The following is a 23,947-nucleotide window of genomic DNA, read 5'->3' on the forward strand; positions in this document are numbered from 1 at the left end:
GCATCACTCCGCGAAAGTCAGAAGGAGATTGAGATGGCGGTCGACCCTCGCCTGCGTTCCGGCGGGGATAGCGAAGGTGGTGTCTTCCTGCACCACCACGGCGGGGCCGTGGAACGTGCTGCCCGGCACCAAGGTCTGCCGGTCATGGAGATCGACGGTCTGGACGCTCTGGCCGGTATAGACCGGGAGCCGGCGCGCCGGGCTGGCCGGAGCGTCGATCTCCTCGGTCTGCGGGAAGGAAAGCGCCGGCCCTGCGCCTATCGCCGACAGCCGGACATTCACAAGCTCGATCGCGCCGTCGGAGTCATGGAAATCGTAGAGCCGCTCATGGGTGCGGTGGAAGGCCTGCTCGATGGCGGCCGCATGGCCGTCCGCCAGCCATTCCGGCGAAAGGACGACCTCGATCTCATAGCTCTGCCCGATATAGCGCATGTCGCAGGAGAGATTGAGTTGCGCGACCGCATCATGCCCCTGCGCCACAAGCCAGTCGCGGCCTTCTTGCGCAAGCGCCTCGAAGGCCTCGCGGATCGCCGGGAGCGAGGCGGCCGACAGCGGACTGAAGATGGTGCGGATGAAGTCGCCGCGCAGATCCGCCACCAGCCCGCCCAGCGCCGAGACCACGCCGGGGCGGCGCGGCGCCATGACACGCTTCATGCCGAGCTCACGGGCAAGGAAGGCGCCTAGCATCGGGCCGCCGCCGCCAAAGGGCATCAGCGTGAAATCGCGCAGGTCGACGCCGGCGCGCGAGGCGAGTTTTTCGACCTCGACGAACATTTCCGACACCGCGATGTCGAGGATCGCCTGCGCGGTCTGCTCGACCGGGCGGCCGAGCCGGGCGGCAAGCTCGCCGACGGCGCGATGCGCCAGTCCGGTGTCGATCCTGAGCTGGCCATAGGCCATCTCGCTGTGGCCCAGCCATCCGCAGACCACCATAGCGTCTGTCACCGTCGCTCGCTCGCCGCCGCGACCGTAGCAGGCGGGTCCCGGCATCGAGCCGGCCGATTCCGGTCCGACCCGTAACACACCCTGCGCATCGACGCCGGCGATCGAGCCGCCGCCGACGCCGATCGAACTGACCGACACCGATGGGATGTGGAGAGGAAACTCGCCGATCAGCTCGCCGGTGCCGAACTGCGCCTCGCCGCCGATGATGAGCGCGAAGTCGGCCGAAGTCCCGCCGATGTCGAGTGTCAGGATCCTGTCTTCGCCAGCCTGACGCGCCAGCCAAGAGGCGCCGATGACGCCAGAGGCCGTTCCCGACAGCAGCATGTTTACGCAGGCGCGCTTGCCCTCAGCGGCATTCATGACCCCGCCGTTCGATTTGGTCAGCATGGGGCGGGCTGGCACGCCGCGGTCTTTCAGCCGCTCTTCCAGCGCCGTCAGATAGCTCGAGACACGCGGGTGGACATAGCCGTTGAGGATGGCGGTCGAACTGCGCTCATACTCGCGGATGACAGGCCACACCTCGGCCGAGGTGAAGACGAAGAGGTCGGGCGCCAGACGGGCGATCGTGGCCTTCACCGAGGCCTCTTGCGCGGCATTGCGCCAGGCATGGAGGAAGGACACGATAATCCCTTGCGCTCCGTTAGCTTTCGCCGTTGCGACAGCCCGCTCCACCGCCACCATATCCGGCGCGTGGGTTTCGCTCCCATCGGCGCGCATGCGGGCCGGAATGCCGAAGACCATGTCGCGCGAGATCAGCGGATCCGGCCGCGAGCAAAACAGCGAGTACATGTCCGGCATTCGAAGCCGCGCAAGCTCGATAACGTCCTCGAAGCCCGCGTTCGTAAACAGGGCAAGCTTAGCGCCTTTGCGCTGGATAATCGTGTTGATGCCGACGGTCGTGCCATGCACGAAGCGGGTTGTGCGCCCAGGATCAAAGCCTTCGCGTTCAGCCAGAAGGGCGAGGCCCGTCGTCAGCTCGGCCCCCGGGTCCTCCGGCGTCGTCAGCACCTTCAACGAAGCGACCCGGCCGGAACGGGATTCGAGCGCGCAGAAGTCGATGAATGTCCCGCCAATATCGACGCCGAGCTTCCAGTCGGCTCCGTTCCGCGCCTCATCCGCCGCAATGGCACCGTCCATGATGCGTCCCTTCCTGTTTGCCAAGCGAAAGCTGACACGACCGGATGGTCCGGGTCCAAGACAAATGACGGAGAAGCGTATAAGTCCTGCTTATGGTTTTGCGCGATGTTCACTCAAGACGGCGGCACAGGCCACGCGAATTTCGTGGCGCATCATCTCATCGGCTCGCGAAAGCGCCCGTGCGCGCGAGCTAAGCAGCGCGATCGGGAGTTCCGGCCCGTTGGCGAGCGGCCTGACGGCAACTCCGGTAAATTGCTCCCACGGCAGCAGCGCGTCGACCAGGCCGACACCCAGGCCGGCCTGGACGAAACTGACCGCGGAGATGGACGCATCTATCTCGAGCGACGGCGAAAGCGTGACACCCTGCGCGTGGGCTGCGTGGGCCAGTACGTCGGCAGGACGCGTGTTTCCGCGATAGGATATCAACTCCTGCCCGACGAGATCGGCGAGCATCAGCGCGGTCTGCTTCTGCAACACGTGCCCGGCAGGCAACAGGCACGCGAAGCCGATGCTCCCGATCACCTCAGCCTCGATGTCGGGTGGCAAGCGGTCGTCCATGGCCACCCCGAGGCTCGCATCGCCGGCGCGCAGCATGTCGACGATCGCCGCGATCGGGGCGCTATGGGAACGCAGCAATATGTTGGGATGCTGCTCCCGGAATCTGGTGAACGCGCGCGGCAGTATCGCCATGGCCGGCGGCGGCGAGGCCGCGACCCTCACCAGTCCTGCCCGGCCGAGGCGCAGATCGGTGGTCTTGCGGCGCAGGCCCTCCAGCCCGGCCGACAGGCGCTCCGCATCGGGGAATATCTCCAGTGCGTCCGGAGTTGGCCGCAGCCGGCCTTTCACCCGCTCGAACAGCGTGAAACCGAGCTCGTCCTCGGTGTGGAGCAGGATCTGGCTGAGCGCAGGCTGGGAAATGTTCAGCATCCGCGCCGCCGCCGTCACGGTGCCCGCGCGCATGACGGCAATAAAAACTTCGAGCTGCCGGGCTCGCATCGCAACTCCATAGGTCAAACTTATGGTTGTTGTCCAAACCCATCTTTGACGCAATGCCGTGGCGCGAACAAGATGGGCGCATCAAAGATCAGCCGCCCTGCGCTAAGGAACGACTATGGATGTGATCGTGCTGGGCGGCGGCCTGATGGGGACGGCTTCGGCCTATTTCCTCGCCCGGCGTGGCGCGCGCGTGACGCTGATCGAGCGCAACCGGATCGGCACCGGGGCGACCGTCGCCTCCTTCGGCAACATCCGGCGCACAGGCCGTCATCTGTCGCAGCTACCGCTGGCAAACCGCTCGCTGAGGCTGTGGGGCGAGGCCGAAAAGATGCTTGGCCGCGATGTGGAATTCCGCGCCACCGGCCACATCCGGCTGATCTTCGATGAGGGAAGCCTTGCCGACATGCGGGCCTACGCTCAAGCGGCACGGCCCTGTGGGCTCGAGTTGGAGGAACTTGGCCCAAACGAAATCCACTCCCGTTTTCCAGGCCTCGGTCCCCAGGCGATCGCGGCGTCATTTTCGCCGCATGACGGCAGCGGCAATCCGCGGCTGATCGCACCGGCCTTTGCCGAGGCTGCACGTAAGCTCGGCGCGGAAATCGTCGAGGGAGCCCAGGTCGAGACGATCAAGCACACGGGCTCCAGTTTCGTCGTTGCCAGTTCGAAGGGCATGTTCGCCGCCGAGTGCCTGCTCAACGCCGCCGGCGCCTGGGGCGCCGGCATCGCCGCCCAATTCGGCGAGGAGGTACCGCTCGAAGCCCGCGGCCCGCAAATGGGCGTGACCGAGCCGCTGCCACACCGGATCCTGCCGGTGGTCGGCATCTGGACGCGCGACAAGGATTATGGGGCCTATCTGCGTCAGGTGGAACGTGGCAACATCGTCTTCGGCGGCGCGGCCGAAAGGGTGGCGGTGGAGCTCGATCCCGGCCACGCGGCGGCCGACCCGATGCGGCTGCCAGTGCAGTTGCGCGCCGTCGCGCGGCTGCTGCCGGCGATCGCAAGGGCCGCGGTGATCCGCACCTGGTCGGGCTGCGAGGGCTATGTGCGCGACATGCTGCCGGTCATGGGACAATCGGCGACCACGCCAGGCCTGTTCCATGCCTTCGGTTTCTGCGGGCACGGCTTCCAGCTCGGCCCAGGCGTGGGCGACGCAATGGCCGAGGTCATGATGACCGGGCGCTGCGAAACACCGCTCGATGATTTCAGGGTGGATCGCTTCGGCCGTCGCCTGTATTGACGACGGCATCTGACGGCTCGACCTACGTCAAGTCCCGGAGTCACTCCCTCCCGGCCTGCGAATTTTTGCGCCTTGGAGCGCGTTGCGGCGAAAGGGATTCACGGATTGAGGTGTCAGGCGGAGTTGGCTTGCATCGGTCCCGGGAACGAACCTCACGCTGAAGCCAGCTATTCACTGCAGAAGATGCGTGCAGAAAGCCATCCGGATTGAAGGCATTCCACTATGGCGCGCGTATCTGCAGGTCATCTTTCCCGGTATGCGGCCGGTCATCGCGTCTTGCGTGGTGCCGCTGATGTCCGAGGTGATCCGAGGCTACGACCTGATCATCGCCATGACCAAGGGAGGACCGGGCATCGCCACCGAAATGCCGGCGAAGTTCGCGGTGGATTTCTATTTCACCCGCGTCAATCTCGGCCTGGCCTCGGCGGCGTCGATCATGATGCTGGTGCTGTCGCTCATCATGCTCACCCCCTATTTCTACAGCGAGTTCCGGAGGCGCACATGACATCAACCGCCATCCGCGGCGGGCCGGCATTCGGACCGCGCGCCGCGCGCCTCGGTCTCTATGCCTTCCTCGTCGTCTCCGCCGTCTTCTTCCTGCCGCCGCTTCTATTGGTGATCATGAACTCGCTGAAGCCGATGGAGGAAATCCGCCAGGGCAATCTCCTCGCGTTGCCGATCAATCCCAATTTCGACGCATGGGCGAGTGCCTGGCAGAGCGCCTGCACGGGCCTCGAATGCGCCGGCATCCGTCCCGGCCTGTGGAACTCCATCAAGATCACCATACCGAGCGTGGTGATCTCCACGCTGGCTGGCGCGCTCAATGGCTATGCGCTGGCGCAATGGAAGTCTCGTCACGCCAATATGATCATGCTGCTGGTCACCGTCGGTCTGTTCGTCCCCTACCAGCCAGCCGCGCTGTAAAAGGGCAGTGGTTAGAGGACGCCTCGTCATCAAAAAGAAGCTGATAGTCGTCGGCGATCTTTCCGCGCAGCCACAGAGCTTTGCTGGTCCGTGCGGGCTGACGATCGGCGAGTAGGCGTAACGGACCGATAGGGTCGAGCGAAATGATGGATTAGGCCGCCGGTGCAACCGCCGTCTACCGTCATTCACCGCGATGTTCGCTTTCAGCTTTCAGGCATCCGCAGAGCCTGACTTAGTGGCTTGAACAGCCCCTTGAGTCGACTTTGGCGAACCGCCTCGTAAGCGGTTGTTAAATAAAGGCCGTGCGGGGTTCATGAGCGCGTCATATCCCGGGGCCTATCCTTGATCGAGCGCGGGGCTCCAAGAGAGGGATACCCAATGAAAAGGCTAAAATCGGCGTTCGCCGCGAGTGCGCTCGCGGCAATTTCGCTCGGCGCATTGCAAACGTCCGTCGCAATCGCCGCGCCATACAAGCACGTGCTGCTCATCAGCGTGGACGGGCTTCATGCCATCGACCTGGCGAACTACGTCGCCGAGAATCCCAGGAGTTCTTTCGCTACGCTCGCCCACACGGGCATATTCTATCCGAACGCGCTCACCAGCGCTCCGTCGGATTCCTTTCCGGGCCTCGTCGCGCAGGTGACTGGCGGCACGCCGAAATCGACGGGTGTATTTTACGACGACAGCTTTGACCGCACCTACTTCCAGCCGGGTTCGGACTGCAAAGGCGCACCTGGTTCGGAAGTGGCGTTTGCCGAGAACATAGATGTCGACTTCACACGCCTCGACGGTGGCGGCAAGCCAGGAGATTACCGTAGCCAGATCGATCCGGCCAAACTGCCAATGACGTTGGTCGGCGGAAAGTGCGCTGTCGTCTATCCACATGATTTCGTGCGAGTAAACAATATCTTTGAGATCGTGAAAGCTCACGGCGGCCGTACGGCCTGGTCCGACAAGCACCCGGCATATGAGTGGCTCAACGGGCCGTCCGGCAAGGGCCTTGATGATCTTTATGCGCTGGAACAAGATAGCCTGATCCCCGGCACGAAAGTAAAGACCACTGGCAGCTTCAAGGCAGAGCGCGACTTCGACGAAGCGCGTCTCAAGGCACTGATCAATGAGATGAAGGGATTCGACAGCACGGGGTCGCACCCGGCGACGGTTCCGACCCTCTTTGGCATGAATTTCCAGGCGGTCAGCGTCGGTCAGAAGCTTCCGAAGGCCGGCCCGGGCGACGACGCGGGCCTCCTCGGCGGTTACAAGGACGCGAGCGGCTTGCCGAATGACGGTCTCGCCAAGCAACTGGCCTATGTTGACGGCGCACTGGGCGAACTCCTGGCGGGACTCAAGGACAACCACCTCGCCGACTCGACGCTGATCGTTCTGGCCTCCAAGCACGGCCAGTCTCCGATCGATCCGGCAACGTTCCAGGCGCTTGACGATGACCCTTATACCAAGACGCCGGGCTATGCTTTCCACATAGCCGACGATGCTGCCCTCATCTGGCTCAAGCCGGAAGAGAGGGCCAAGAATCTCGCTGCCGCGCAGGACTATCTCGAGAAGTCGAGCAAAGCGGAGGGCATCGCACAGATCCAGCCGCCGAACGTGCTGGCCCTCTCCTACCAGGACCCGGCGAATGACAGCCGCACGCCGGACTTCATTGCCACCGTCAATCCGGGTGTCGTCTACACTTCGGGCTCCAAGATCGCCGAGCACGGCGGCGCCAACCAGAACGACCGCAATGTGGCCCTATTGATCAGCAGCCCGACGCTGGCGCCGAAGTCGGTGCCCGCCTTGGTCGAGACCACGCAAGTCGCTCCAACCATCCTGCGAGCCCTGGGCTACGACCCGAACGAGCTTCAGGCAGTGAAGGTGGAAGGCACGCAGCAGTTGCCGGCGCTGCCGTTCTGATTTTCGCCCTCGAGGCAATTGCACCTTAGCGGCGGCGCGCCACCGCTATAGCGCGCCGATACGGCATGGCAATAGCGAGACTCGCGAATGTTCCGGCCCGGTTCCTTACCAAGCAGTAAGGAACCGGCAAGGTTCCTGTAATTTTTCCGTCCCAAGCTTTTTCGCGACAATTCTACGTAGCGTCATTGGCTTTTGTCGACGATGCCACAGATTTGAATCTTGTTGTTTGCGGCCTGAGCCCCTCAGGCCGGAAAGAGGCGCCCGACGATGCTGACCCGGCGCGAATTGATGTTTTGTGGTGCCGGAGGTCTGATGTCATCAGCGTTTGCGACATCGGCCTGCGCAAAGGTGCGCGTTCCCTTGGGCCAAGCCCCCAATCCGCCTATGGACAGCAAGGAAAACTACATAAAATGGATGCAGGGCGACCGCGGCGAACAAGCTGATTTCCTGAGCCAGCGTTGGGATCGCTTCGAGGCACTGATCGCGCACAAGGACCTGTGGGAGACTCGCGACAAACGGGCTTACCTGCTCACGCCGCGAGAGAGGTTCGTTACCAAGGCGAACATCGGCCGCGCGTATGAATGGCATTATCTCGATATCGGCTATGGGGTGACGATCACTGGCCCGCATACTGTCGCACGCATGACCAATTCGATCAGCGTAGGGCCTGGGGACAAGGTGTTGGAAATCGGAACAGGCTCTGGCTACCAGTCCGCCTATCTTTCATACCTCACCGACAAGGTTTTCACGATCGAGATCATCAACCCCTTGGCAGCCCGCACGCGCGGTGTTTATGACACGTTGATCGCTGAGGGCTACACCGAATATCAGCGCATCTCCACACACACGGGCGATGGATATTACGGCCTCAAGGACGAGGCGCCGTTCGACAAGATTATCGTTACATGTGGCATAGACCATATTCCGCCACCCCTTTTGCAACAGTTGCGGCCAAACGGCATCATGGTCATCCCTGTTGGTCCACCCGGCGCCCAACATGTGCTGAAAGTCTTGAAGAAGCAGGGAGCCAGCGGCGCCTTCAATGTCGTGCGCACAGACATCTACAATGGCGGAACCCTATCATTCGTCCCTCTGACGAAGCTGGGAGAATCCGGAATCAGCGGCACCCATAATGGAGATTGACGGGCTAGGCCCCATCCTGGCCGTCTGCGCAGGGACATCAAATCCGAATGGCATCATAGCCGTCAGATCCTGAACATCGCGCACATCGACATCCATAAGGGCAAGACGGTGCAGTTGCGGCTTATCTCGAGCTACGAGGCGAACAGGTCTTGGGCTCCGCAACACCTGATTGGACAAGGTTGACACAACACAACACTGGAAGGCCTGCATGGCAGCCTCCGCTTCCTCTCCTGACCCGAGCGCCTCGCCGCTGGAGACTCCTGGGACTGCCCATTTCCTTGCCATCGGGCTCGTCGCCGGCTCCGTCATCGCCTTGCAGATCGCCGTCATGCGCGTGTTCGCCGTCGGCAGTTGGACACATTTCGGCTCACTTGTAGTTAGCCTGGCGATGCTCGGCTTCTCGCTATCCAGCGTCTTCATCTTCGCTGGCAAGAGCTGGTTCGATCGCCATTGGCAAGCCGCGGCCGCCACAGCGCTGATGCTGCTTGGTCCGTTTGCCGTAGCGTCGAACCTCGCCGCCCAGACGCTACCCTTCAACGCCATTTTCCTCGTTTCCGACCCTGCCCAGAAATGGCGCCTTCTCGCCAATTTCCTGCTTTATCTTTTGCCCTTCCTGGCCGGCGCGTTCTTTCTGGGCATCGTCTTCCTGAAAAGCCGCGCCGCCTTTGGCCGTGTCTATTTCGCCGACCTGACGGGCTCGGGCCTGGCAGGCCTGGTGATACTCGCCTCGCTGTATGTCTTCGCGCCGGAACGGATACTCGCCGTGCCGCTGCTTCTCTGGGCGGTTGGCTCGTTGTTGTGGTTCCTGGCCTTCCGGGCATGGGCGAGCCTGGCGGCGACATTGGCGATGGCCGTCGCCTCGCTTTTCGGTTATCTCGCGCTGCCCAACCTGCTCGGCGTGCCAGATATCGCGGTTTCGCAATACAAGGGCATCGCCTATGCCCGCAACTTTCCGGACAGCAGGCGCATCTACCGCAATATCTCGCCTTTCGGCGACCTGCAGGTCTACTCCAGCTCCTACATGCACTTCGCGCCTGGCCTCAGCGACAACGCCGCGTTCGGCCTGCCGGACATACCGGCCAACACCTATGTCGGCATGTACCGTGACGGCGACGGGCCGGAGGGCATCATGCGCTCCCTCCTGCCGTCCGAGCAGGCATACTTGGGCTATCTGCCGATGCACTATCCCTATGTCCTCAAGGACACCCCGAAGACCTTCGTGGTGCAATTCGGCGGCGGCATCTCGACCCAGGCAGCCCTACAGGGCGGATCAACCTCAGTCACCGTTGCCGAAGGCAATCCCGCCATTCTGCAGGCATTCCGCGCTCCAGCGCTCAAGGATGCGACTGGCAACATCCTCGCCGATCCGCGCATCGGCGTCGTCGACTATGACGGGCGCCTCTACCTCGCCAACACCGAGAAGCGCTACGACGTCGTCGATCTCAGCCTGGCCGACAGCGTCGGCCTTTCCAATCCAGGCGGCTTCGCCATTTCGGAAAAATACGCCTACACACGCGAGGCGATGCTGAGCTACATGCGCGCCCTTGCCGATGGCGGAGTCCTGTCGGTGACGCTCTGGAACAAGGAAGAGCCGCCGAAATCGGCGCTCAAGCTCTATGCAACGATCACCGATGCCGCGCAGCAGATCGATCCGGCTTCAGCAGCAAACGACATCTTCGTGGCCTCAAGCTACCTGTCGACAACCACGGTGTTGTTCAAGCGCGGCGGCTTCACCGCAAGGGAGATTACGAAGCTCAAAGACTACACAAGCGCGATGTCCTGGGACGAAGTCTATTATCCCGGCATCGCCTTTGATGGGTCCACGACGGAGCAGTTGCTCGCGGACTATCGCGCCTCGATCTTCGGCGGCCAGGCCTCACAGCAGGCGGCTCAGCCGGATGCTGCCGCACCGACCGGAGACTCCTGCGATCCGACGGCTCCGAGCGACGACCCGACCCACGACGCCTGCGATGGCACCAGCGACAATCAGTCGACTGCGCTGCCCGCCACCCGGCTGCAGCGCCTCGCGATGCATGCGTTGCTCACGGGCGGCTGGACCAAGATCGCCGACCAGTACCCGTTTGACACCCGGCCGCTGACCAACGATCGGCCCTATTTCGCAGCCTACGTGAGGACCGCCGATTTACCACGCACGCTCGACAGGCTCGATGTCTTGCAGGATGACTGGGGCTATCTTCTGCTCTGGGCGACGCTCGGCATCGCTTGCTTGGCCGCGGTATCGCTGGTGCTGCTACCGATGGCTTTCGGGTGGCGCATCGCGTTCTCTCCTGCCCGCGGCAAACTCGGCACTATTATGTATTTCGCCTGCCTGGGTCTCGGCTATATTATGGTCGAGGTCGGGCTGATTGGTCGCTTCACCCTGACGCTCGCCAACCCGACCATCTCCGCTTCGGTGTTGATCTCTTCCATGCTTGTGTTCTCAGGCCTGGGCAGCCTGTTTTCGGAGCGCATCCACGATCGAGCGCAGAGGTTGTTGCCCATCGTCCTTCTGGCCATCGCGGCTCTGCTCCTGCTCTACGGCTTCTATTTGTCTTCCGTGCTCGACCTGATTGGCGCCCATTCCTACCCGATTCGCCTGTCGCTCTGCTTCATGCTGGTAGCGCCGCCGGCGTTCCTGATGGGCATGCCGATGGCAACGGCGATGACTTGGCTCGTCAAGCTGAACAAAGAGCATCTGTTCATTTGGGCCTGGGGCATCAACGGCTGCTTTTCCGTCGTCGGCTCGGTCCTGGTGCCGATCGTGGCTACCAGCCTGGGCCTCAGCGTAGTGCTTCAGTGGGCGGCGATCGCCTATCTCATCGCCGCTCCGGCGTTTTTCGCGGTGCTCCTACCGATGCGGGCAGCGCCTTCCCAGCTGGCACCTGCCTGATGTCGGACGTTCCCGTATATTGAGACATAGACGTCGCGCGCCTGCTCTAATCAAATGAGGGCACCTTGCAGAACATTACCGAATTGTAATGTTCTCGCAAAGCGCCGGGCCGCGCGTGCTCATTTCGCGATGAGCGCGAGACGCATATTAGGTTCCGCTTAACTCTACAGGCAGCCTGCCCTTTAAAAACGAAACCTTATCACTCCTGACATGTTGTCTCCCCCAGTTCCGGATGTAGGGAGCATATATGGCAGGGCGAAAGAATGCGGACGGAAATTGGGACGAAGCGTACGACCCTTTGTATTTTGCCAAGAAGCATGGCCTGACGGTAAAGCAGGCGAAAATTGTCATTCACTCCAATGGGCCGAGTAAGCACGCATGCGACCATGCCGCGCGAATCTTTTTGGCCGCGCTCAAGCAGTGCAGTCCAAACCGTGAAGCGCGGCGCTCGCATTCTGAAACCAAAGTCGCCCCGGCGCCACAAGAACCGGATAACGCATCCCTGATCGCGATCCTGCTAGCGGCGCAGCGTTAGGAAGATATAGCCTTATGTCTCCTCGCGGAAATCCTGCAGCGAGGCGTGCCGCAAGTCTTCCTCGCCTCGCAGATGCTTCACGCGGCCGATCAAGCCCGGCTTTACCCACTGCGTCGCCGGCCGCTCTATGCCCGTTGGCGCGGCCCCTGCGTGGTCCTGGACAGTGGTCGCCGTATGGGCTTTAACCTCATCGAGCAGAACCGCCGGCTTACAAAACGGTCCCGTGAAATCCTTTCGGGCGCGCCCCAGCTGGCCGCGAATGCTCGGCAGGGCTAACCGGACTTGAGAGAGCCGCGCGGCGCAGGGATTTCAAGGACAAGGCGCCCAGCCCTTGCGCTGCTCCGGCGTGGCCGGGCCGTCCTAGGTCCCCTTGTCTTCGGCAAACCCTGTTGGCGAGGTGTCGGGCGTGTAGATCAGGTCCACACGATTGCTGCCGCACTTGGAACACCTCAGCTGCCGCAGATTCCATTCCATCGCAGGAGCGTCGGGGCCGATCCTATCGCGGAGCGCACGGAGATCGAGCATTTGGCTTCGCCGGCATCGAGGCAGTCGGCCGTGACAGAGATCCGCGCGTCGATAAGTCGTTGAAATGTCCAATTGCCCATACAAGCCGATATACGCTCGAGCAAGGCGGAGGCCAGGGACCGCCTTGGGCCATTAGGAGGCGGCGCGAGCCGTCCGCAATAAGTTTAATAAAATTTCGGCGGCTGCCTCAATCGTTTCTTTTCCATGCGGGGAAAAGAGAACGCTTTTCAAAGAAACCCAAACATTAGCGGTGCGTAATTTAAGCGCAGCTAAAGTGATTTGACTGTCCCAGCGCAACTTCAACAAAGGAGAGTGTTATGACCTCAACCATCAGAACGTTCGCCAGCATGTTGGCGGGAAGTGCAGTGGCTTTCATGTTGTCTATGCCGGCGAACGCAGCCGGGATCGGAGTCGGAGCTGGCGCCTCGGTTGGCGGGTCTGGCGGCGTCAATGCCGGCGCCGGCGCATCGATCGGTGACAGTGGCGGCGTCGATGCTGGCCTCGGCGCTTCCGTGGGAGGCTCGAATGGCGCTGATGCCGGTGCCGGCGCCTCCATCGGCGGCTCAAATGGCGTTGACGCCGGCGCGGGCGCCTCCATCGGCGGCTCAAGCGGTGTCACGGCCGGCACCGGTGCGACGGTCGGCGGTTCCAACGGTGTTACCGGCGGGCTGGGCGCGAACGTCGGCGACACGAGTGGCGTTGGCGCAGGTGTAGGCATCGGCAACGGCATCGACCCCGGTGTCGGCGTCGGCGGTACGGTCCTCGGCGCGCCGGGAACACCGGCCACGCCAGGAACGCTAGGCCTGTCAGGCGGCGTTCCCAAGGCCGTCGCCGGCATGTCGGGCGCTCAGCTCAGAAAAATGAAGAAACGTTGTGTCGACGTGCTGGGCAGCCAGGACAGCTACGATCGAGACCTGCGTGAGCTATGCCTGATGATCTCGCGTCGCTGACCCGGCTTTGCCGGACGGAAGTGAACAGGCAGGAGGCCCGTTTGTGACACTCTCCGGCCTCCAGCCGGTCGGAAAGTCCGCTTCGAAAGCGGCGGACTTTTCGCTCGGCGCGGCCGTTTGAGTCCGTTTCGCATGATTTTGTGGTAAGAAGGCTGGGGGCTTCGAGGGTTGATGGCGCGTGATGGCGCTCGGAGGAACCAACGTTGCCGAACAACGAACACCGTCGCGATCACAGGCAGAGAGTCCTCAAGGGCGCGACGATCATCACCAGCAATACGAACTCGGAAACCAGTTGCACGATACGCAATCAACACGCGGGTGGCGCAGAGTTGAAAGTGCCGGTTGAGGCCAGGGTCCCGGCAGAATTTCTACTCTATGTCCCCGTCGATGGAGTCGCTTACCGATGCGTTATGCGATGGCGGAAGAGCGAACGGGTAGGTGTTCAATTTGCGGGCACCGAGACCAAGCCCAGGTTTCACTATGGTTGACATTGCCAACAGCTCGATCATTGGCAACCGGCGAAAGCGACAGCCCTCCCGCACCCGATAGGCCGCTGGGTGGTGCGATGAACAATTCTAACCGTTAGGCGGGCCCGACCTGCTCATCACGGTGACATAAGAGTTGCAGGCCGGCCGCCCAGTAAGGATAGTGCTGCCTAGTCTAGTTTCCGTCCACAAACGCCTCTTTTTGTGAGTATTTGCAAATGCTTGTCGATTGTCGAAAGAGGCCATTGAGAGGCGAAGGCGGGATTTAGAACGCTGGCGTTTAATGCGAGGTGCTAGGTGTGAGCTTCTACATTGGTCCTTGAACCTCTCGCCGACAGGGCCGAAGGTACTTGAATCTCGAAAGCCGGATCCCAGACGCTACGAAGAAATCACGCAGTTGAAGAAACCGAAACAAGCAGCCAAGCCGGAATTGCCAATGGCGCCGATCGCTGGGACGCTTGCCGTCGACCAAGAGCCCGATGCAACGAGGCCTATGAAGGTCGACCCTGCTATTTCCTAACCTCTTCGGCGACCGTCACGATATCATCAATCAACGTCTCAATCGTAACTCTATCGGCCAGCGCGCCTGAAAGAAGCTGTTCATGATCGAGCATGACCAGCCCATGGAGAGCGGCCCAGACGCCTAGCGCCTTCTGCCGAGCCGAACTAGGTGTTGATCCGGAGGTGACCTTGGCTTCAAGGAGAGTGAAGCTAGCCAGTGCCACCTGCCTCAGGTCACTGTTCGGTGCAGAACGGGCTAGGAGCCATGAGCCGAACATCAGGCGATAAAGGCCCCTATGTTCGCGTCCAAAACGGACGTAGGCGTTTGCCATGGAGCCGAGCGCAGTCGCGTTTGCTCCTCCCGCCGCCGCGATTTCAAGCGCCTTGATGAAATCATGGAAGCCTTCAACGGCGACGGCCGACAACAGCGCTTCCCGATCGGTGAAGTGCCTGAAGGGTGCTGGCTGTGAGACACCTAGCGCATGAGCTAAAGCCTTGAGACTCACTCCTTCCGGTCCCGACCGCTCCACCTCTTGCCGCGCGGCTTCGACCAATGCCGCGCGGAGGTCGCCGTGATGATAGGGCCGACCAGCCCTGGAAGCGGGTTTTTTCAAATGCATGTAATACCTTATAATTTTAGCTTGACGCCGACGCGTATTAGAGTCGATTATACCGTATAACATAAAGCGATGGCGTGGGTCACTCCGTTCCGTCATGACCACCGAGGGAAACGATCATGCGCCCGATGCGTCAGAAAGTGTCTAGCGGTTTGGGCCTGCACCAGGACGTCACGCCAAGGGGCACCAGTCTTGTCTGTCGCGGAGCTTGGATCGCCCTGACTATCTCAGCCACACTCGTCGGCGTGGCCTCTTTACGATACGCGCTTCCGACCGTCCCGTTTCCGGTAGTGGAGAATTTCGTCACGCATCGTACCGCCTTGGTTGTTCATGCGGTGTCGGCTTCGATCGCCCTTTTGGTCGGGCCGTGGCAGTTTTTGACGCCTCTACGCCAGCGTCGTCCCTGGCTGCATCGTTATGGTGGCCGAACTTACGCTTTGGCGGTGCTGATCGCCTGGTTAGCTTCAATTCCTGTCGCCTTGCATGCTGAAACCGGCACGGTCGCCTCGGTGGGGTTCTTAGCACTCGGCGTAGTCTGGGTTGCAACCACAGCTGTCGGTGTGTTTCTTATTCTACGTCGTCGGACGGCGTTGCATCGACGTTGGATGATCCGAAGCTACGCCTTGACCGCGGCAGCCATCACTTTGCGCATATATCTCGGGCTTGCTGGCGCCATGAACATGCCCTTTATTGAGGCATATCCAGTTATCGCCTGGCTCTGCTGGGTGCCAAACTTGCTGTTTGCCGAAATTGTCCTGCACCGCAGCCGAGACAAATTATCCTGGTCTAAATTAGAAAGTCCGCTATAGAACCCCTGCAAGCGCTTATAACGCAACGGCCCCTGGTGTTGAACCGGCCGCCGCCTTTGCTCGCCGCCGAACCACTGATCCCGCCAGGGTTACCGCCGGCCTTGCGGACTGCGATCTTCACCTGCGTCGCGAAGGGGAGCGTGTGCCACCGCTTCGCACACGTCCCGGCCTGACGCGGAAATCTCCGTCGTTGCGATCCACCATGGCGGCAGATTGAGGCACCGCAAGGCGCTTCAAACGCTCATCGCGCTCCAGCGTGCAAAGACAGGTTGTGGCGCGGAAACGGCGAATTGCACATTGTGGGGGCATCGCGGATTTGCGTGCTTCGCCAGTGTTTTGTCAGCACTGCCGCCGCCCTGCGGCGGTCGAATGGCGGCCCGCCTATGCCGGTTGGAAAGCCTGGTCGCGCGAAGCGATGGCGCAATTCGAAAACCGTTGGCAGCTCGGCACAGCGGCACGCACTTGCTACGGTTTGGCGCTTTGGCTAGGCAACCGCCGCGGTGACGTCGCGGGCCTTCGCTGGGACCAGAGGGTCACCCGCCGTGTCTTCATCGATGGCGTCGAGCGTCACTTCGATGGTTTCGATATTGTTCAGGCCAAGAACAACGGACGAACTGGCGGCAAGCGGCTTTTCGTGCCGATCACACCAATGCTGACTGAGATCCTGGATGCGGCCGACAGGCGAGGCGAGACCGTTCTGGTCAACGGCTATGGTGAGCCCTTCTCCGCCAAGTCACTGACTGGGATGATGGCGCATTGGTGCAAGCTCGCCGGTCTTCCGAAGGGTCTGACTCTACATGGTCTGAGGAAGTCGCTCGGTGTGTATCTGGCGGAGGCCGAGGCCTCAACCAGGCAGCTCATGGATGTGCTCGGTCACGACGACATCGATCATGCGGAACTCTATTCGCGCGAGGCATCGCAGGTTCGGCTGGCGGTCCAGGGGATGGATCGAGTCGTACGTCTCGTGACGCGCAAGCCGATGCTTGGCGAACCTGTTGGCGAACCTCGTGGCGAACCGCCCTATAAAGCATTGATAAATAACGACAATGGTGGGCCCGGAGGGCGACCTCAAATCGTTGAATTTGTTATCTTTTTCGTGGGCACAAATCGAGAACTTTCCCGTATTGTCCCGTATGGTTCCGCGGCTCATTTAGCTTAACCCGATTCTTCAACGAACCCGCTGGCGTCCGGCAGACAACGTCCATGCAGTCCTTGACCGCGTCAGCTATCATTCGCCTCCCTCGTTGCCAGTAGCTGACGCCGCGTGGCGCATCGGCGAACGCCCGATTTTGGCGCCGAACGCGGAATCCGCTTGCGAGACGATTGTCGACCTTTGCATCCGCAGCGCCGACCGCCTTGCGCCAGGAAACCGTCCTTGGTGACGTCTGCTTTCAAGGCGGAGTTCATTGAGGCTCCGCCTAGCTAACGTCGTGGCTTCTGCGGGTTCCTTGGTTAGCGCCAAGGGCTGCGCTGTAGACCTACTCTGCTGCCAATCTGACGCCTGAGCGGATAGCGAGCAGAACCGCAATATCGTCAACGGCCTGCGCCGCCCGCTTCAGAATCGGTTCAGACCGAAGCACTCCATCGGTGAAATCCTTGTCGGTCGCGTAGACAGCTGTGGGCAGCGCGAAAGCCTCGAAGAAGCCGAACAGCGGCCTGAGCTGATGCTCGACGATCAAGGCATGGCGCTCGCCGCCTCCGGTAGCGGTGAGAAGCACTGGCTTGCCTCTCAACGCCGACGGATCGATGAGGTCGAAGAAGTGCTTGAACAGCCCGGTATAGCTGCCCTTGTAGGTCGGCGAGCCGACGACGAGCACGTCTGCGGCGATGACGTCTGAAAGTATCTCCTGCGCCCGCGCGTCGAGGTCGCGCGCCCATTTGGCGGTGCCCAGCGACGGACCGACATCATCGATGTCATAGGTTGTGGAAGAGAGGCCGTGGCGGATGGCGATGTCCTGCACGATGAGGTCGACGAAGGTGCGTGTCTTCGACGGGCGGGTGATGTTGCCGGAAAAACCGACGATTGCTGGATTTGACATGGAACGGATCTCCGGGGTGGCTCCTGGATTGAGAAGTAGGCGGCCCGGCCGGGCCGCCGCTTGGCGAGACTTGGGCGACGCCGACCGGCCTCGACGGAACGGCGCGATCAGCTCCAGGCGTGCAGCGGCGGATTCTCGCCGTTGAGAAAATATTTGCCGAGGATCGCGTATTTCCAGCGTACCGGATCGTGCAGCGTATGGGTGCGGGCGTTGCGCCAATGCCGGTCGAGATTGTGCTCGGCAAGCGTCGAGCGCGTGCCCGCCAGCTCGAAGAGCTTGTTCGTGGCGGCGATGGCGATCTCGGTCGACAGGATTTTCGATTCTGCGGTGACGATCTGGGCATGCGCCACCGTGTCGGCGGTCGGCTCGGCAACGGCCCGGTCGATCGCATGGCCGGCCTTTTCCAGCAGCGCCTGCGCGGCGTGCAGGCGCAGCGTCAGATCGCCAATCGCCTGGATCGTGTAGGGATCGTCCCAGGCATTGTCGACGCCGCTGTCGATCCAGGCGCGGCTCTTGGTCCGCACGAAGCGAACCGTCTCGTTGATCGCCGCCTGCGCGATGCCGGTGTCGACCGCCACCTGGATGACCTGGAAGATGGCGCCATCCGCGGTCGGCTTGTCGTAGCCTTTGTAGCCGGGCACCAGATGCGTCTTCGGCACCTTCACATTGTCGATGATGACCGTGCCCGACAGCGTCGTGCGCTGGCCGAAGCTCGACCAGTCGTCGATCACGGTGAGGCCCGGCGCGGCACGGTCGGCGATGGCGTACCAGGCGCGCCCCTCATCGTCGAGCGCCACGATCGGCACCAGGTGCGCCAGCAGCGCGCCCGACGAATAGAATTTCTGCCCGTTGACGATCACATGATCGCCGGCGTCGGTGAACCGGGTCTCGAAATCGGCCGCGCGCTTGGAGCCGAATTCGGAGAAGGCGTTCCCGAAGCGGGTGCCCTTCAGCACCTCGGCGAACAGCAGCGCCTGTTGATCCTTGTCGGAGACGGTGCGGATGGCGGCGACGACGCCGAGGTGGTTCTGCGCGATCTGGCCGATCGAGGAATCCGCCGCCGAGATGATCTCGATCACCTTGGCTAAAGTCGCGTAGGATACTTCCGGTCCGCCAAAGGCCCTGGGCACATTGATCGACCACAGGCCGCTCTGCGAGAATGCGTCCAACTCGGCAACGGGCCAGATCCGCTCGCGGTCGCGCCTGGAGGACTCCTTGACGAACTCGGCCGCGAGGCGATGCGCGACCGCAATCGCTTCGTTGTCGTCCTTGACGATGTGCGCTGGAACGGTCGGCCTTGGCACCGGCGGCACGGCGGCCGCGGCCTTGTCGGTCTTGACGTTGGAGACGGTCATTTCATGGCTCCTTCGGAGTTGTTAGGCGACGGCATGAAGGTGAGGAAGCTGAAAAGAGGGGGAAGCCTGCTGCCCGAGATAGAAAGTGCGAATGTCTTCGCGCTGGCGCAGCTCCGCCGCAGGTCCGGACAGGACCGAAACGCCGTTCTCGAGCACGGTGGCGTGGTCGGCATATTTGAGCGCAACCGCCGAGTTCTGCTCCGCGACCAGGATCGACAGGCCCGTCTCGCGATTGAGCTTCTTCAGCGTCAGGAAGATGTCCTGGACGACAAGCGGCGCCAGCCCCATCGACGGCTCGTCGAGGACCAGCAGCCGGGGCCGCGACATCAGCGCCCTGCCCATCGCGGTCATCTGCTGTTCGCCGCCCGAGGTCAGGCCTGAGAGCGTGCGGTGTTTTTCGGCGAGACGTGGGAAGAAGTCGTAGATCCGCTGAAGATCCCGGTTGATCTCGGCACGGCGACCGCTGCGGCCGATGCCGCCCGTAACCAGGTTCTCCTCGACAGTGAGGCTCTTGAAGCAATGGCGCCCTTCCAGCACCTGAACCAGACCGGCGCGCACCAGGTCGCCCGGCTTGCGCTGCGAGACGTCGTCGCCTTCGTAGCGAATTGTCCCGGCATTGATCTGGCCGCGCTCCGCCGGAAGCAGGTTGGAAACAGCCTTCAGGGTCGTGCTCTTGCCGGCGCCATTGGCGCCGAGCAGCGCCAGGATCTCTCCGCGCTTCAGCTCGAAGCTGACGCCGTGCAGCGCCGTGATGGCGTGGTTGTAGGTGGCATGGACATTGTCCACGACAAGGATGGCATCATTGTCCGGCATCGCGCTTGTTCCAGCTGTAACGAGATGAACCGGGCGCCGGAACATAGTCCGGCGCCCGGTCGGTTGGATCAGTTGGTTGCGGCCACGGAGTCGGCATCGGCGGCGGTGCGCAGCTTGATGCCCTTCTCGGCGGCATAGGCCTCGGCCGACTTTTCGATGATCGGCCTCAGCAGTGCCCAGTCGGGCGCGATCCAGTCGGACACGACATTCCACTTCTTGCCGTCCCACTGCTGGAAGGTCACGTAGCCTTCGCCTTCGTGGTTGTCCCAGCTGACATTGATGGAGTGGAACAGGTCCTTGGCGCCAAGCGCCTCGACCTTGGCGGGATCGAGCTTGAGATGCTCGAAGCCCCAGCGGACCTCGTCACCGGTCAGGGTGCGGTGGCCGAACTTCTCCTGCGCGATGCGGATGGCCTCGACGTTGAGGATGCCGTTGACGATGCCGAGGTTATGGTAGACCGAGCCGATGCGCGACTTGTCCTCGAGATTGCCCTTGCCGGCGCCGTAGACGGTCTTCACGATCTCCTGCACCACCGGGTAGGAGTTGCCGGAGGCCTGCGTGGTGATCGCCGTGTAACCCTTGGCGGCATCGCCGGCCGGGATGACGTCCTCTTCCGAGTTCGACCAGACATTGCCGACGATATGGTCGACCGGATAGCCGACCTTCACCGCCGTCTTCAGCGCCACCGGGTTCATCACGCCCCAGCCGCGCAGCACGACGAAGTCCGGCTTGGCGCGGCGAATCGTCAGCCACTGCGACTGCTGCTCGTTGCCCGGATGCGGCACTTCGATCTGCTGCACGGTGAAGCCGTATTTCTGCGCCAGCAGCTCATAGATCGGGATCGTCTCCTTGCCATAGGGCGAGCCGTGGTAGAGCACGACGATCTTCTTGCCCTTCAGCTTGTCGATGCCGCCTTCCTTGGCGGCGATGTAGTTCACGATGCCGGAGGTCTCGCTGTAGGGATTGAGCAGCAGCGGGAAGACGTAGGGGAACACCCGCCCGTCGGTGGAGTCGGTGCGGCCGTGGTTGACCGTGATCAGCGGCACCTTATCGGAGGTGATGCGGTCGATCATGGCGTAGGCGATGCCGACCGAGAGTGGGTTCCACGCGGCGGCGCCGGCGTGGCTCTTCTGCCGCTCGTAGCATTCGACGCCGCGCTCGACCTCATACTGGGTCTCGCACTCGTCCCAGGTCAGCTTGACGCCGTTGACGCCGCCGTCGCGGGTGTTGATGAGGTTGAGATAGTCGATGAAGCCGCCGAAGAAGCCGGTGCCGCCGGCCGCATAGGGCCCGACGCGATAGCTCTGCAGCGGGAAATACTGCTCGTCGGCGTGGGCGGCCGGCAAGGCCACCGACACGGCCAGTGCCGCCGACAGCGCGACCGCCTTTACTGTGGTCAGGAAATTCATGATTGAGGTACTCCCGGTATGGCCGTGGACGGCCTTGGTTCATTTTCCGATGTCTGGTTGGTCGGGGCCGCAGCCCCGAGCCGGCTCAGCTCGATTGCCAGGCGAGCAGAAGCCGTCTCCGGACCCTGTCCCACAGGGCGACCAGCCCATCCGGTTCCAGGATCAGAAAGAGGATGATGAGCGCGCCGAGCACGATGCGCTGGCTCATGTCGAGCACGCCCGAATCGAAGAGATCGCCGAGCAGGAAGCCGCCGAGCCGCGACAGCACGAGCGGAAAGACGACGATGAGGGCCGCACCGAGAAACGCGCCGCGTATCGAAGCCAGCCCGCCGATGATGATGATGAAGAGGATCTGGAACGAACGGTCGAGGTCGAAGCCGGCCGGCTCGACCGTCCTGAGATAGGCGAAGGCCCAGATGACGCCGGCGACGCCGATGATAAAGGACGAGATGGCGAAGGCGAGCAGCTTCGTTTTCAGCACCGGAATGCCGATAATGCGGGCCGCCGTCTCGTTGTCGCGGATGGCGATGAAGTTGCGTCCGGTCTGCGAGGAGACCAGCCGATGGGCTAGAAAGGTCAGGATGACGACGACCGTCAGCGCGAACAGATAGCGACCCACGGCGCCATCGAACTCGAAGCCCGCGATGAAAAGCTTCGGCGCGTCGATGACGCCCGACGCCGAGTCGTTGGAGAACCAGCTGAACTTGGTCAGCGCCCACTGTACGAAGAACTGCGCCGCGAGCGTCGAGACCGCCAGATAGAAGCCGCGCAGCCGCAGGCTGGGCAGGCCGAAGACGATGCCGATCGCGGCCGCAACGAGACCGGCGAGGATGATGCTGGCGACCAGCGGCAGACCCTCGACGCGGAGGTTGAAATTATAGGCGGCAAAGGCGCCTGCCGCCATGAACGCCGCACTGCCGAGCGAGACCTGGCCGGCATAGCCGGTGAGGATGTTCAGCCCGACACCCGCCAGGCTGAGCGCCAGGAAGGGCAGCAGGATCGCCTCGAACAGGTACGAGCCGCCGACGAGCGGCACGACCGTATAGGCGACGGCGACGATGAGCAGCGGCGCCAACCATTTCGGCAGGCTTGCCCTATTGGTCAATTCGGCTGCTGACAATTCGGTTGCGATCGCGCTCATGCTCAGACCCTTTCGACAAGCTTCTGGCCGAACAGGCCGGATGGGCGGATGAGCAGGAAGACGAGCGCGACGACATAGGCGAACCAGCTCTCGATGCCGCCGCCGAAATAGTCGCCGATATAGACCTCGGCGAGTTTCTCGCTGGCGCCGATCAGGAGCCCGCCGACGATGGCGCCGAGGATGGAATCGAAGCCGCCGAGCACCAGCACCGGAAGCGCCTTGAGCACCACCAGCGACAGCGAGAACTGGACGCCGAGACGCGCGCCCCACAGCAGCCCGGCCACCAATGCGACGAGCCCGGCCGCGGCCCACACGCTCGCCCAGATCAGCGGCAGCCTGAGGCCGACGGCAAGTGCTGCGAACTGATCGTCGGCGACGGCGCGGAAGCTCAGCCCGATGCGAGTGTAGCGAAAGAACAGCGACAAGAGCAGCACCATGGCCGCGGCCACCGCGGCGGCGAAGATGTCGAACTGGCTGATCAGCACACCGCCGACTTCCAGCGGCACGTCCTCGATGCCGAGCTCGAGGCCGTGCACCTGCGTGCCCCAGATGAGCTGGGCGGCGCCCTCGATGATGTAGGACAGGCCAAGTGTGGCCATGAACAGCGTGATCGGCGGCTTGTTGGTGAGCGGCCGCAGCACCGCGCGCTCGATGCCGATGCCGAGCGCCACCATGATGGCGAAGGTGACGGCTAAAGCCAGCGCGAACGGAACGCCGCGCTCGACGAGACTGACGAAGGTGAGTGCCGCGAACAGCAGCAGAGCGCCCTGTGCGAAGTTGAGCACTCCGGACGTCTTGTAGATCAGCACGAAGCCGATCGCGACCAGCGAATACATGACGCCTGACAGCAGGCCGCCGGTCAGCACCTCGATAAAGAACTGGTAGTCGATATCGCCGATCATATGCCCGCCCCCTCTTCATTATCGGAGGCGACGCCGAGATAGGCGTCGATGACACGCTGGTCATTCCTGATCTCGTCGGGTGTGCCGTCGGCGATCTTGCGCCCGTAGTCGAGCACGGCGATGCGGTCCGACAGGCCCATGACGACGCCGACATCGTGCTCGATCAGCACCACGGTGGTGGCGAAGCGATCGCGCGCGGCGCGTACATAGGCTGCCATCTCGCTCTTCTCGCCGGCGGTCATGCCGGCCATCGGCTCGTCGAGCAGCAAGAGGCGCGGTTCGGCGACCAGCGCGCGGGCAAGCTCGACCCGCTTCTGCAGGCCATAGGACAAGGTGCCGGCGAGCCGGTCGCGCACGTCGGTCAGATGCAGGAATTCGAGGATCTGATCGGCGCGGCCGCGTTGCTCGACCTGCTCGCGGCGCGAGCGGCCGACGCCTAGGATCTGACCGGCGAAATTCGACCTCGAGCGGTAAGCGAGACCGGACGCGACATTGTCGAGAACGTTGAGACCCTTGAACAAGGCGAGGTTCTGGAAGGTACGGGCGACTCCGAGGCGCGCCAGTTGCTGGGTCGGAACCTGCGCATAGCGCGCGCCGTTGAGGCGCACATTCCCGCGATCGGCCCGGTAAACACCGCTGATGACATTGATCAGCGAGCTCTTGCCGGCGCCGTTCGGCCCGAT

20 protein-coding genes and 2 pseudogenes are annotated in these 23,947 nt (G+C 62.5%); 11 read left to right on the forward strand and 11 right to left on the reverse strand.

Features of this window, described 5'->3' with window-relative positions; all coding sequences use genetic code 11:
- Positions 1-3: 3 nt before the first annotated feature.
- Both ACWGS9_RS08020 and ACWGS9_RS08025 read right to left on the reverse strand, forming a co-directional pair.
- Positions 4-2,082 (reverse strand): hydantoinase/oxoprolinase family protein, encoded by a 2,079-nt coding sequence (locus ACWGS9_RS08020; protein ID WP_454504731.1) that lies wholly within the window; start codon positions 2,080-2,082, stop codon positions 4-6.
- 90 nt (positions 2,083-2,172) lie between these two features.
- On the reverse strand, positions 2,173-3,078 hold the full coding sequence (locus ACWGS9_RS08025) for a LysR substrate-binding domain-containing protein (protein ID WP_454504732.1): 906 nt from the start codon (positions 3,076-3,078) through the stop codon (positions 2,173-2,175).
- Between the two features lie 115 nt (positions 3,079-3,193).
- On the opposite strand from ACWGS9_RS08025, the gene ACWGS9_RS08030 reads away from it, so the two are divergent.
- From ACWGS9_RS08030 to ACWGS9_RS08060, 7 genes are all read left to right on the forward strand, one after another.
- Positions 3,194-4,315 carry an NAD(P)/FAD-dependent oxidoreductase gene (locus ACWGS9_RS08030; protein ID WP_454504733.1) on the forward strand — a complete coding sequence of 374 codons (1,122 nt, stop codon included), beginning with the start codon at positions 3,194-3,196 and terminating at the stop codon, positions 4,313-4,315.
- Between the two features lie 187 nt (positions 4,316-4,502).
- Entirely contained in the window at positions 4,503-4,820 is a 318-nt protein-coding gene (locus ACWGS9_RS08035) for a hypothetical protein (protein ID WP_454504734.1), read from the forward strand.
- Positions 4,817-5,239 carry an ABC transporter permease family protein gene (locus ACWGS9_RS08040; protein ID WP_454504735.1) on the forward strand — a complete coding sequence of 141 codons (423 nt, stop codon included), beginning with the start codon at positions 4,817-4,819 and terminating at the stop codon, positions 5,237-5,239. Before ACWGS9_RS08035 ends, ACWGS9_RS08040 begins: the two co-directional genes overlap by 4 nt.
- Positions 5,240-5,617: 378 nt before the next feature.
- Positions 5,618-7,150 (forward strand): alkaline phosphatase family protein, encoded by a 1,533-nt coding sequence (locus tag ACWGS9_RS08045; protein WP_454504736.1) that lies wholly within the window; start codon positions 5,618-5,620, stop codon positions 7,148-7,150.
- A 267-nt stretch (positions 7,151-7,417) separates the two neighbouring features.
- The gene (locus ACWGS9_RS08050; RefSeq protein WP_454504737.1) at positions 7,418-8,293 is read left to right on the forward strand and encodes a protein-L-isoaspartate O-methyltransferase family protein; all 876 of its coding nucleotides are present in this window, start codon (positions 7,418-7,420) and stop codon (positions 8,291-8,293) included.
- Between the two features lie 208 nt (positions 8,294-8,501).
- Complete coding sequence (locus tag ACWGS9_RS08055) at positions 8,502-11,183, forward strand: hypothetical protein (protein ID WP_454504738.1); 2,682 nt, start codon at positions 8,502-8,504, stop codon at positions 11,181-11,183.
- A 247-nt stretch (positions 11,184-11,430) separates the two neighbouring features.
- The gene (locus tag ACWGS9_RS08060; protein WP_454504739.1) at positions 11,431-11,718 is read left to right on the forward strand and encodes a hypothetical protein; all 288 of its coding nucleotides are present in this window, start codon (positions 11,431-11,433) and stop codon (positions 11,716-11,718) included.
- A 12-nt stretch (positions 11,719-11,730) separates the two neighbouring features.
- Here the strand turns inward: ACWGS9_RS08060 and ACWGS9_RS08065 are convergent.
- Positions 11,731-11,880 (reverse strand): annotated as a pseudogene (locus ACWGS9_RS08065) (ATP-dependent DNA ligase); the annotation flags it as partial.
- 680 nt (positions 11,881-12,560) lie between these two features.
- Between ACWGS9_RS08065 and ACWGS9_RS08070 the strand changes: the two are divergent.
- The gene (locus tag ACWGS9_RS08070; protein WP_454504740.1) at positions 12,561-13,193 is read left to right on the forward strand and encodes a hypothetical protein; all 633 of its coding nucleotides are present in this window, start codon (positions 12,561-12,563) and stop codon (positions 13,191-13,193) included.
- A gap of 203 nt (positions 13,194-13,396) precedes the next feature.
- Complete coding sequence (locus ACWGS9_RS08075; protein ID WP_454504741.1) at positions 13,397-13,681, forward strand: PilZ domain-containing protein; 285 nt, start codon at positions 13,397-13,399, stop codon at positions 13,679-13,681.
- A gap of 506 nt (positions 13,682-14,187) precedes the next feature.
- On the opposite strand, the gene ACWGS9_RS08080 is transcribed toward ACWGS9_RS08075, so the two are convergent.
- Positions 14,188-14,799, reverse strand: a complete 612-nt coding sequence (locus tag ACWGS9_RS08080; protein WP_454504742.1) for a TetR/AcrR family transcriptional regulator — start codon at positions 14,797-14,799, stop codon at positions 14,188-14,190.
- A gap of 116 nt (positions 14,800-14,915) precedes the next feature.
- Here ACWGS9_RS08080 and ACWGS9_RS08085 point away from each other — a divergent pair, with 116 nt between their 5' ends.
- Together ACWGS9_RS08085 and ACWGS9_RS08090 are read left to right on the forward strand one after the other, a co-directional pair.
- Entirely contained in the window at positions 14,916-15,605 is a 690-nt protein-coding gene (locus ACWGS9_RS08085) for a DUF2306 domain-containing protein (protein ID WP_454504743.1), read from the forward strand.
- A gap of 415 nt (positions 15,606-16,020) precedes the next feature.
- Positions 16,021-16,569: pseudogene (locus ACWGS9_RS08090) on the forward strand (tyrosine-type recombinase/integrase); the annotation flags it as partial.
- A 514-nt stretch (positions 16,570-17,083) separates the two neighbouring features.
- Here ACWGS9_RS08090 and msuE read toward each other — a convergent pair.
- From msuE to ACWGS9_RS08125, 7 genes are all read right to left on the reverse strand, one after another.
- Positions 17,084-17,644 carry an FMN reductase gene (gene msuE, locus ACWGS9_RS08095; protein ID WP_454504744.1) on the reverse strand — a complete coding sequence of 187 codons (561 nt, stop codon included), beginning with the start codon at positions 17,642-17,644 and terminating at the stop codon, positions 17,084-17,086.
- Positions 17,645-17,751: 107 nt separating this feature from the next.
- Positions 17,752-18,999: an SfnB family sulfur acquisition oxidoreductase gene (locus ACWGS9_RS08100; protein ID WP_454504745.1), complete on the reverse strand. Its 1,248-nt coding sequence runs from the start codon at positions 18,997-18,999 to the stop codon at positions 17,752-17,754.
- 21 nt (positions 19,000-19,020) lie between these two features.
- Complete coding sequence (locus ACWGS9_RS08105) at positions 19,021-19,812, reverse strand: ABC transporter ATP-binding protein (protein WP_454504746.1); 792 nt, start codon at positions 19,810-19,812, stop codon at positions 19,021-19,023.
- Between the two features lie 68 nt (positions 19,813-19,880).
- Entirely contained in the window at positions 19,881-21,221 is a 1,341-nt protein-coding gene (locus ACWGS9_RS08110) for an ABC transporter substrate-binding protein (RefSeq protein WP_292452150.1), read from the reverse strand.
- A gap of 85 nt (positions 21,222-21,306) precedes the next feature.
- Positions 21,307-22,362 carry a branched-chain amino acid ABC transporter permease gene (locus ACWGS9_RS08115; protein WP_454504747.1) on the reverse strand — a complete coding sequence of 352 codons (1,056 nt, stop codon included), beginning with the start codon at positions 22,360-22,362 and terminating at the stop codon, positions 21,307-21,309.
- 2 nt (positions 22,363-22,364) lie between these two features.
- On the reverse strand, positions 22,365-23,264 hold the full coding sequence (locus ACWGS9_RS08120; RefSeq protein WP_454504748.1) for a branched-chain amino acid ABC transporter permease: 900 nt from the start codon (positions 23,262-23,264) through the stop codon (positions 22,365-22,367).
- On the reverse strand, positions 23,261-23,947 hold a 687-nt coding region (locus ACWGS9_RS08125; protein ID WP_454504749.1), incomplete at its 5' end, for an ABC transporter ATP-binding protein. The genes ACWGS9_RS08120 and ACWGS9_RS08125, both read right to left, overlap by 4 nt.

The sequence above is a fragment of the Mesorhizobium sp. Arg314 genome, from assembly GCF_053714275.1.

Bases quoted from the DNA above. Each gene is read 5' to 3' on its own strand.
- ACWGS9_RS08020 (WP_454504731.1), bottom strand. From the start codon at position 2,082: ATGGACGGTGCCATTGCGGCGGATGAGGCGCGGAACGGAGCCGACTGG.
- ACWGS9_RS08025 (WP_454504732.1), bottom strand. From the start codon at position 3,078: ATGCGAGCCCGGCAGCTCGAAGTTTTTATTGCCGTCATGCGCGCGGGC.
- ACWGS9_RS08030 (WP_454504733.1), top strand. From the start codon at position 3,194: ATGGATGTGATCGTGCTGGGCGGCGGCCTGATGGGGACGGCTTCGGCC.
- ACWGS9_RS08040 (WP_454504735.1), top strand. From the start codon at position 4,817: ATGACATCAACCGCCATCCGCGGCGGGCCGGCATTCGGACCGCGCGCC.
- ACWGS9_RS08045 (WP_454504736.1), top strand. From the start codon at position 5,618: ATGAAAAGGCTAAAATCGGCGTTCGCCGCGAGTGCGCTCGCGGCAATT.
- ACWGS9_RS08050 (WP_454504737.1), top strand. From the start codon at position 7,418: ATGCTGACCCGGCGCGAATTGATGTTTTGTGGTGCCGGAGGTCTGATG.
- ACWGS9_RS08055 (WP_454504738.1), top strand. From the start codon at position 8,502: ATGGCAGCCTCCGCTTCCTCTCCTGACCCGAGCGCCTCGCCGCTGGAG.
- ACWGS9_RS08060 (WP_454504739.1), top strand. From the start codon at position 11,431: ATGGCAGGGCGAAAGAATGCGGACGGAAATTGGGACGAAGCGTACGAC.
- ACWGS9_RS08070 (WP_454504740.1), top strand. From the start codon at position 12,561: ATGACCTCAACCATCAGAACGTTCGCCAGCATGTTGGCGGGAAGTGCA.
- ACWGS9_RS08080 (WP_454504742.1), bottom strand. From the start codon at position 14,799: ATGCATTTGAAAAAACCCGCTTCCAGGGCTGGTCGGCCCTATCATCAC.
- ACWGS9_RS08085 (WP_454504743.1), top strand. From the start codon at position 14,916: ATGCGCCCGATGCGTCAGAAAGTGTCTAGCGGTTTGGGCCTGCACCAG.
- msuE (WP_454504744.1), bottom strand. From the start codon at position 17,644: ATGTCAAATCCAGCAATCGTCGGTTTTTCCGGCAACATCACCCGCCCG.
- ACWGS9_RS08100 (WP_454504745.1), bottom strand. From the start codon at position 18,999: ATGACCGTCTCCAACGTCAAGACCGACAAGGCCGCGGCCGCCGTGCCG.
- ACWGS9_RS08105 (WP_454504746.1), bottom strand. From the start codon at position 19,812: ATGCCGGACAATGATGCCATCCTTGTCGTGGACAATGTCCATGCCACC.
- ACWGS9_RS08110 (WP_292452150.1), bottom strand. From the start codon at position 21,221: ATGAATTTCCTGACCACAGTAAAGGCGGTCGCGCTGTCGGCGGCACTG.
- ACWGS9_RS08115 (WP_454504747.1), bottom strand. From the start codon at position 22,362: ATGAGCGCGATCGCAACCGAATTGTCAGCAGCCGAATTGACCAATAGG.
- ACWGS9_RS08120 (WP_454504748.1), bottom strand. From the start codon at position 23,264: ATGATCGGCGATATCGACTACCAGTTCTTTATCGAGGTGCTGACCGGC.